The following is a 7,667-nucleotide window of genomic DNA, read 5'->3' on the forward strand; positions in this document are numbered from 1 at the left end:
ATACATATATTTTATTTCGTCCTCTCTCTTTTTATGTTATCTATTAGTAATAATTTGTATAGTCAGGATCCATGGATACTTTCGGCAGATCAGCCCGATCCGAGCAATTATTATGGAGAAACTGTCGCTAATGGCGTTATCGGGATAATATCATCGCCTGAGCCATTAAGGGTAAAGGAAGTTGTACTAGCAGGTGTATACGATGTATATAAACGAGGGAGGGTCAGCAATTTTATTCCAAATTACAATATGCTGAATATGAAGCTGACTTTCAATGGCGAGTCTATAGCTTCTTATAGCATCAACAATTTCAGGCAAGAGTTGAATATGTACAATGGAGCATTTAGCGGAGCATTTCAATATAAAGATTTTGTATCTGTAACCTATTCATACTATGCGTTGCGCCATCTTCCTCATTGTGTAATGATGGTTGTAGAAATCGAGACACAGAAAGATGTGAACATCAATGTAGAAAATCTATTAGAAACACCGGCCTCACTCAATAATCAGCAGCATTATTTCCAAAGTATAACAAACTCGCATGTTAATATACCTTTGTTGACATCGGTAGCCTATACTCCTACAAAAAAATCAAAGATAGCTGTTTCAAATACATTTCTTTTCGAAGAAGGCAAAAACGATCAGCCTCAACTCATGCACCGAATGAACGATACGGATATGCATGCCATGTCTTTCGAGAAAAACCTAAAAGCAGGCCAGAAATATTCTTTTGCATTAATTGGCAGCCTTATATCATCATATCATACAAAAGACCCTTACAACGAAGCGGAACGAATGACTATCTACGCCGCATTGGAAGGAAAGTCAAGGCTTTTAGACAGACATCTGAAAGAATGGGAGAAATTGTGGGAAAGTGATATTCAGATAGAAGGAGATGCTCAGGCACAACAAGATGTGAGAAGCATGCTTTATCATCTTTATTCATTTACTCGCAAAAATACTGCTTTATCTCCATCACCTATGGGATTGAGTGGATTGGGATATAACGGTCATGTATTCTGGGATACAGAAATATGGATGTATCCTCCGATGTTGCTCCTTCATCCCGAAATAGCAAAAAGTATGATCGAATATCGTTTCCAAAGGTTGAATGCAGCATGTAAGAAGGCGGCTTTGTATGGATACGATGGTGCAATGTATCCTTGGGAAAGTGCCGATTCGGGATTTGAAGAAACTCCTGTTAATGCCCTGACAGGAGCATTCGAACATCATATCACAGGAGATGTCGCTATTGCTGCGTGGCAATATTATCTTGTTACAAGAGACAAAGAATGGTTAAAAGAGAAAGGTTGGCCAATATTAAAAGCAACAGCTGAATTTTGGGTTAGCCGTGTGGAAAAGAATGATAAAGGGGAATATGAGATTAAGAATGTAGTTGCAGCTGATGAGTGGGCAGAAAATATTGATAATAATGCTTATACCAATGGTACTGCTATCCGAAATTTACAATATGCATCTAAATGTGCATCTGTACTTGGAATTGCCGCATCAGAGGAGTGGAATTTGATTGCGAGTAAAATCCCAATTTCGACAATGAATAATGGAGTAACAAGAGAACATGATAGCTATACAGATCAGAGTATTAAACAAGCAGATGTGAATCTTTTGGCATATCCGCTGAAGATTATTACTGATAAAGAACAAATAATACGAGACTTGAGATTCTATCAAACCAAAGTGCCTCATTCTGATACTCCGGCTATGACACAAGCAATATTCTCATTGTTGTATAGTCGTCTGGGTGATAGTGATCAGGCTTATCACTGGTTTAAAGATGCTTATCAACCCAATATCAATCCTCCTTTCAGAGTGATTGCTGAATGTAAAGGTGGTACAAATCCTTATTTTGCGACAGGAGCCGGAGGCGTCTTACAAGCTGTGATGATGGGATTTGGAGGTTTGGATATTGACGAGTCAGGAAACATTAATCAAGTAAGATCTGTACTACCCAAGCATTGGAAGAAACTGACAATAACTGGAGTTACTATAGATAAAAAGACCTTTGTCCGAACTCAGTAAATTTTAATCAAACACTCAGCCATATATTTATTTTCAATAGGAACATTAAAATGATACCCTTAGAATCGCCAAAGATGGTATTTATATATTCTGTAAAACCTCAATTAATGAAAATTATGAAATAGAAGTAAAACCCAAAATATTCCAAATAATAGTCTTCCATTTGTCCATTGAAAATAAAAAAGACAACAGACAAACAGTAACATTTTAGTAACGATTTAGTAGTGCTTTTACCTTTGTTATTTTTAAATGCAAAATTTGAAACTCTTATAAGTAATTGAAAATAAAATATTTATATAATTAATATATGTGGGTTCTGATTCCTGCAGGATCAATAAAAAGACTCTGTAAATAATTGATTTACAGAGTCTTGTATTTTAAAGTGATCCGAGCGGGAACGCCCGAATTTATATCTAAATTAATAATTATCAATCGTTTATTCAAAGAAGTCAATCCAAATAGTAACGATTTAGTAACTGAAATCACCGTCAACTTTGCTTTTTTATGCTTTTATTCCCAATATTTCAAAAAGAACCGCGTCTGTAATACGCTGATTACGTTCTTGTTACCTTCATTTGCTTTCCCTCTCATAAACGGCTGCTGTTTCCTTTAAGTAACGGTGTAATTTCGTCGATAAAATCTTTTTCTTCTTTAAACCATTGTTTTAGTATTTTCCGATATCCTTCTTCTTCATTTGAAGACTTATTTATATAGCCTTTTTGAATTTGTAATTTCCTGCTTTGAATTACTAAATCCAATTTTATTTTATTAGCATCTGTAATCAGTCCTTTTTCATACAAAACGGCTCCATTAATTTGCGTTAGTAAAGTGTCAGTTAAATGTATTAGATGATTAATCAAACTCTCTTTCGTATGAGCTTTTACTTTTGCAATATTGGTATATTGATTGACCTCAGGTTTTCCATGAAATAGAGGGAAATGAGTTTCAAAATAACTCTTTAAAGATCCAAAATAGCTATTGAGAGCGAATGGAAATATTTTAAACCATTTTTCATAAGTTTGCATCAAAATATTTAGATCTGTTTTCTGCTCTATTGGATTTTTATATGATTTTAAATATCCTAGTAGTGACTTTATTTTTTCTTTTGAAACTTTCTCATCCTTTAATGACTCTATAAACTCAAATATATATCTATAACAGTCACTAAAATAAAGAGGTTCTCCGCAATTTGACGGCATCTTCCCGAATGATTCAAAAACATAATCGAAATAGTCTGTTATACGTTTATACCAATCGTCTTGTTCTATGCCATTAATAACCTGCTGCTTAAGATATACAATTTTCTTAGCTGTAATTTCCGGTGTTTTATCAAAATCGATTTTTCGAAAAAATTGTATGTTGATTAAGTTTTTATGATATTCACAACAAAGAGGAAATGGAAGGCGCTCTTTTCCATTCCCATTATATCTACTTGTTAGGTTAGTAACAAAACTATTTCTTAGCTGTAAGCAACCTTCACAGTTTTTATAATCATGTTCACCTGGTAATGGTTCTATCAATATATCATATGGAGCCTGATATGCCTCAAAATATCCTTCATAAAGAATTGGCTCTCCGCAAAATGTTACTGGGATTAAAGACTTTGGATCGCTTGGATAATATATAATATTCTTATATGTTTTATTTTGTGTAGGCAAATTATTTTCTTTAAACATATCTTTTTTATACCTTACAAAATCAGATGTAATCTTTGAAATATCATTTGTTGTTAGAGGTAAGCTTTTCGTTCGTTTTATATGTTGTTTTATTTGTTTGTGAGAAATAGGAATTTCCACATCATTTATCTTTAGAACTTCTTCTCCTGTTATCTCTTCTTTAATTAGAAAGTCTTGATATTCATTCTTAACATAATCTTCAATGATATTAAGACCTGGACGAATTAAATTTTCAATGATATTATTGGATTCGGAATCCCCTTTTTTTATGATATACGGTATGAATACTAAGCCATCAATAAAATCACAAAGGATTTTTTTATCTACATCCTTCACGGTTCCAATAGTATCCATGAAATGCAAAAGTCCTTCAACAGCAGGATGTTCAAAAGCGTTTTTTGAAACAGGCAATTTGTTTAACCAATAATCGACCCTGCCTCTTAGTATTATATTATGGATTTTCTTCATTATTGTGTAATCGTATTACATATTTAAGAATAAAGATAAACTTTTATGTGTTAAATTTCTAATTAAAAATATTGTTATCTTTAAGTAATAATTGAAATCAAATATTCTATGGACGAAATCGCTCAATTTTACAATACTATTGAAACAGAATATAGGGTATTTAACTATCATCCGAAATTTCCCGATTTTGAAAATCTAACAGAAGAACAAAGGTTTAGACTTAGTTATGAATATATGTCAACTCATAATTTTGAAGCTGATATTTTTAAAGAACGAATTATTAAAGAGAAAGAGCAGATATGCAAGTATTTATTAGAAAGAATTGGCAATGCTTCTAATTTTCACCTACTTGCCAGATATTACCATCTGTTACTTCTTTGCAGTGGAAATAATAAGTATATAGGCGATGCTATAAAATACTATAATGATGCTCTTGAATATTATTTATCAAATAATGAAGAAAAATATAATATTGTTCATTTCTCAGAAGTATTAGAAGTTATCCTAAAATTATCTGTAAAGTATAAATACGATATTGAAAAATTAAAAGAAAGGATATTATTAATCATTAATAATAAAGCTTTATCTCCAAAGATAAAAACCTTCGTATTTGAGAAGATTAAAGATTCAAAGTTATTTAAGATATCAGAACAAACAGGGTTTCCGCAACTATGTACTGATTTGTCTATACTAGAAAGTGATTTTAATATAAGAGAAAGACTACTTAAATTAGCTATTATATATTCGCAAAAAACACAAAACACTCTCATATTCAAAAAAGCGAATGAATTATTAGGAGATTTGGAATCAGAAAATATTAAACCATATGATGATAAAAATATAATTGTAGCTCACCAAAATGAATATACTTATTCTAAAATGATTGCTTATTACAAGCGTGCAGGGAATAAAGAGAAGCAAAAATTAGCAACAAAGGCACTAGAAGAAAATAAAAAACATTTGAAATATATTAAGTTAGAGTCAAAAGTGCCCTTAACTGATCCTCAAAAAATAAATAAAGAAATTGACAAATTAATCAAGACTATATTGGATTCCCCTATAGAAAACTTCTTATTTGACCTTTGCTTTAATGGTGATAGTATTCCTATTATTTCATATAAAATGATAAAAGAATCTATAAAGGAGCAAATGGAAAAAACAGTATTTCATCAATTTTTCAAAAGTGTGCAGGTTGATGTAAATAATAATAAGAAAGAAATACCTCACGATATTATGAGTGAACACCAATTTTTCCAAGCCTCATTAAATAATTTTACGCTTCCATTCACTATAGATATTCTTTTACAACTAATTGATAAAAAGAAACTTACTTACAGGGCATTAAAAAGTTTTCTAAACAAAACATCATTTGGAGAGGAGTTTACTATTGACAGAAGAGAAGAACCTTTTGAATATTCATGGTTTTCACAAATTGATATTGGATTAAAAGAACTCCTAAAGCAATTCCGTAGAATAATTAATAATAAGAAAACTGATTGGAGTCTTACTATTGATACTTTAGTTCCTAAATTTGAAGGTATATTAAGAGATATTGTAAGTCTTAAAGGAGGTGAAATAACTAATGTCAATGATAATGGAGATTCGTCTTTGAAATTATTTGATGAGTTATTAAGAGCTTCTGTTTTGGAAGATATATTTAATGAAGATGATTTATTTTTATTCAGACATACATTTACACGAGTCGGACTAAATATTCGAAATGATGTTGCACATGGAATTCTTAAACCATTTGACTATAATGTATATAAAGCTACATTAGTCTTAATTTGTATATTAAGATTAAATAAAGTTAGTCTATATTTGACAAGCAATAATAAAAATATCTAATTCTTCTAACATACTCTAAATAAGGTGGAAAATAAAATTAAAATAACAGGTGAAAGTTGGGCAGCATTAAATATGCAACTTAGTGATATTCTGATACAACATGCTTTTTTAAATGAGAAATTGAATTCGACATTTCCTTCAATTGAAACAATCTACCATTATACAAGTCTATCTGGGTTAATCTCAATTATTGAGAACCAAACTTTATTTTGTACTAACATTAATTATCTTAACGATAAAAAGGAATTTTGTTATGGTGTAGGCCTTATTCTAAAAGTTCTTGAAAAATTGAAGAAAGAGGATTTCGAGATTTCGGTTTTAGAAATGATTGAAAATCATATTGATCACATCTATAAAGAAGAAAGATATGTTACATGTTTTTCAAAGGATGGTGATCTATTAAGCCAATGGAGAGCATATGCTAATCAAGGTAAAGGTGTTTCAATCGGATTTGACTTTTTTAAGTTGGACAAATCAATAGATCAACCTCTTCATGGTAAGCATATTGATTATGACGAAAATTCACAATATCAGACTGTAGAAGAATTAATCCGGATTATTATTACTTTCTTTAAAGAACGAAAAAATATTATTGATTGGGAAGATTTTGGATATGAATGGCTTGTTAATACAGTAATAATCGATTTTCTACAAGGTATTATAGCTTCTTATAAGAGTTCTAGTTTTAAAGAAGAACAAGAGTACAGATTCGAATATACTATCGATGGTAATATGGTCAAAAAAGAAGATGAAGAAATTCACTTTCGCGCATCAGAAACATTAATAATTCCCTATATTATTTTAGAAGCAAAATATAGAAGATTTCAAAAAAATAAAAAAATGGGAAAATATAATGAATGTGCGGAAGAACCTTTTTTTGTTCTTAAAAGATTACCTATTAAAGAAATAATAATAGGCCCTTCTCTAGATTTTGACACTATAAAAAGTGGGCTTGAAGAACTTCTTTTTAAACATGAATATAAAGATGTTCTCATTAAAAAATCAAATATACCATATCGAATTTAATTGTTTGATTAATTACCAATAATGTTAAAAATGGAAGAAAAGAAAACAAGAAAAAGAATTCCTAAAGAGAATAAGGTAAGAGCAGAATTACAGAAAGAAATAAGCTCTATCTGCCCGTTTTGTGGTAATGACGATGTTGGGCATTTCGAGATTCATCACATAGATGAAGATCCTTCAAATAATGAGATGAATAATTTATTACTACTTTGTCCTCTATGTCATTCTAAAATAACGAAAGGAGATATTTCGAATATTGAAGTTCTTAAGAAGAAATTAGAATTAGTTACAAATCAAACATCAAATAAAAAGCAAAATAGTAGTAGGTCTATAAATTTTAATGCCAAAGTTAGTAATGCTATAATTGGGAGCAATAATAATATTTCACTTAACGACTATGGATTGAAAATCCATAGGTTAAATTACGAATAAAATTCGTGTGAGTGTCGACTATAAGTCGATTGAAAAACAAAAACTAAAGTTCTTTGAAACGATTATTCAAGTATGAAATCCTCATCACTATTGGGTTGATCCTTATGATGATTCAGGTAAGCCTCTAACATATCTTCTGTAATGTGACCGGTAGACCAACATCCATAACCAATACCCCAA

5 protein-coding genes are annotated in these 7,667 nt (G+C 30.7%); 4 read left to right on the plus strand and 1 reads right to left on the minus strand.

Translation table 11 applies throughout. The features are described from left to right. Positions 1-33 precede the first annotated feature (33 nt). Entirely contained in the window at positions 34-2,040 is a 2,007-nt protein-coding gene (locus D0T57_RS13370; RefSeq protein WP_163273992.1) for a glycoside hydrolase family 65 protein, read from the plus strand. A 587-nt stretch (positions 2,041-2,627) separates the two neighbouring features. Here D0T57_RS13370 and D0T57_RS13375 read toward each other — a convergent pair. Next, entirely contained in the window at positions 2,628-4,184 is a 1,557-nt protein-coding gene (locus tag D0T57_RS13375) for a hypothetical protein (protein WP_163273993.1), read from the minus strand. Between the two features lie 108 nt (positions 4,185-4,292). Here D0T57_RS13375 and D0T57_RS13380 point away from each other — a divergent pair, with 108 nt between their 5' ends. From D0T57_RS13380 to D0T57_RS13390, 3 genes are read left to right on the plus strand one after another with little or no spacing between them, the layout of a single operon-like run. Next, a complete protein-coding gene (locus D0T57_RS13380; protein WP_163273994.1) occupies positions 4,293-6,032 on the plus strand; it encodes a DUF4209 domain-containing protein in 1,740 nt (579 codons plus the stop codon). 24 nt (positions 6,033-6,056) lie between these two features. After that, entirely contained in the window at positions 6,057-7,058 is a 1,002-nt protein-coding gene (locus D0T57_RS13385) for a DUF2971 domain-containing protein (protein WP_163273995.1), read from the plus strand. A 30-nt stretch (positions 7,059-7,088) separates the two neighbouring features. Then, the gene (locus D0T57_RS13390) at positions 7,089-7,487 is read left to right on the plus strand and encodes an HNH endonuclease (protein WP_163273996.1); all 399 of its coding nucleotides are present in this window, start codon (positions 7,089-7,091) and stop codon (positions 7,485-7,487) included. Positions 7,488-7,667 lie beyond the last annotated feature (180 nt).

The sequence above is a fragment of the Dysgonomonas sp. 511 genome (genome assembly GCF_010501105.1).
Classification (GTDB): domain Bacteria; phylum Bacteroidota; class Bacteroidia; order Bacteroidales; family Dysgonomonadaceae; genus Dysgonomonas.

Coding starts and splice junctions, on each gene's coding strand:
- D0T57_RS13370 (WP_163273992.1), top strand. CDS start 34: ATGTTATCTATTAGTAATAATTTGTATAGTCAGGATCCATGGATACTT.
- D0T57_RS13375 (WP_163273993.1), bottom strand. CDS start 4,184: ATGAAGAAAATCCATAATATAATACTAAGAGGCAGGGTCGATTATTGG.
- D0T57_RS13390 (WP_163273996.1), top strand. CDS start 7,089: ATGGAAGAAAAGAAAACAAGAAAAAGAATTCCTAAAGAGAATAAGGTA.
- D0T57_RS13380 (WP_163273994.1), top strand. CDS start 4,293: ATGGACGAAATCGCTCAATTTTACAATACTATTGAAACAGAATATAGG.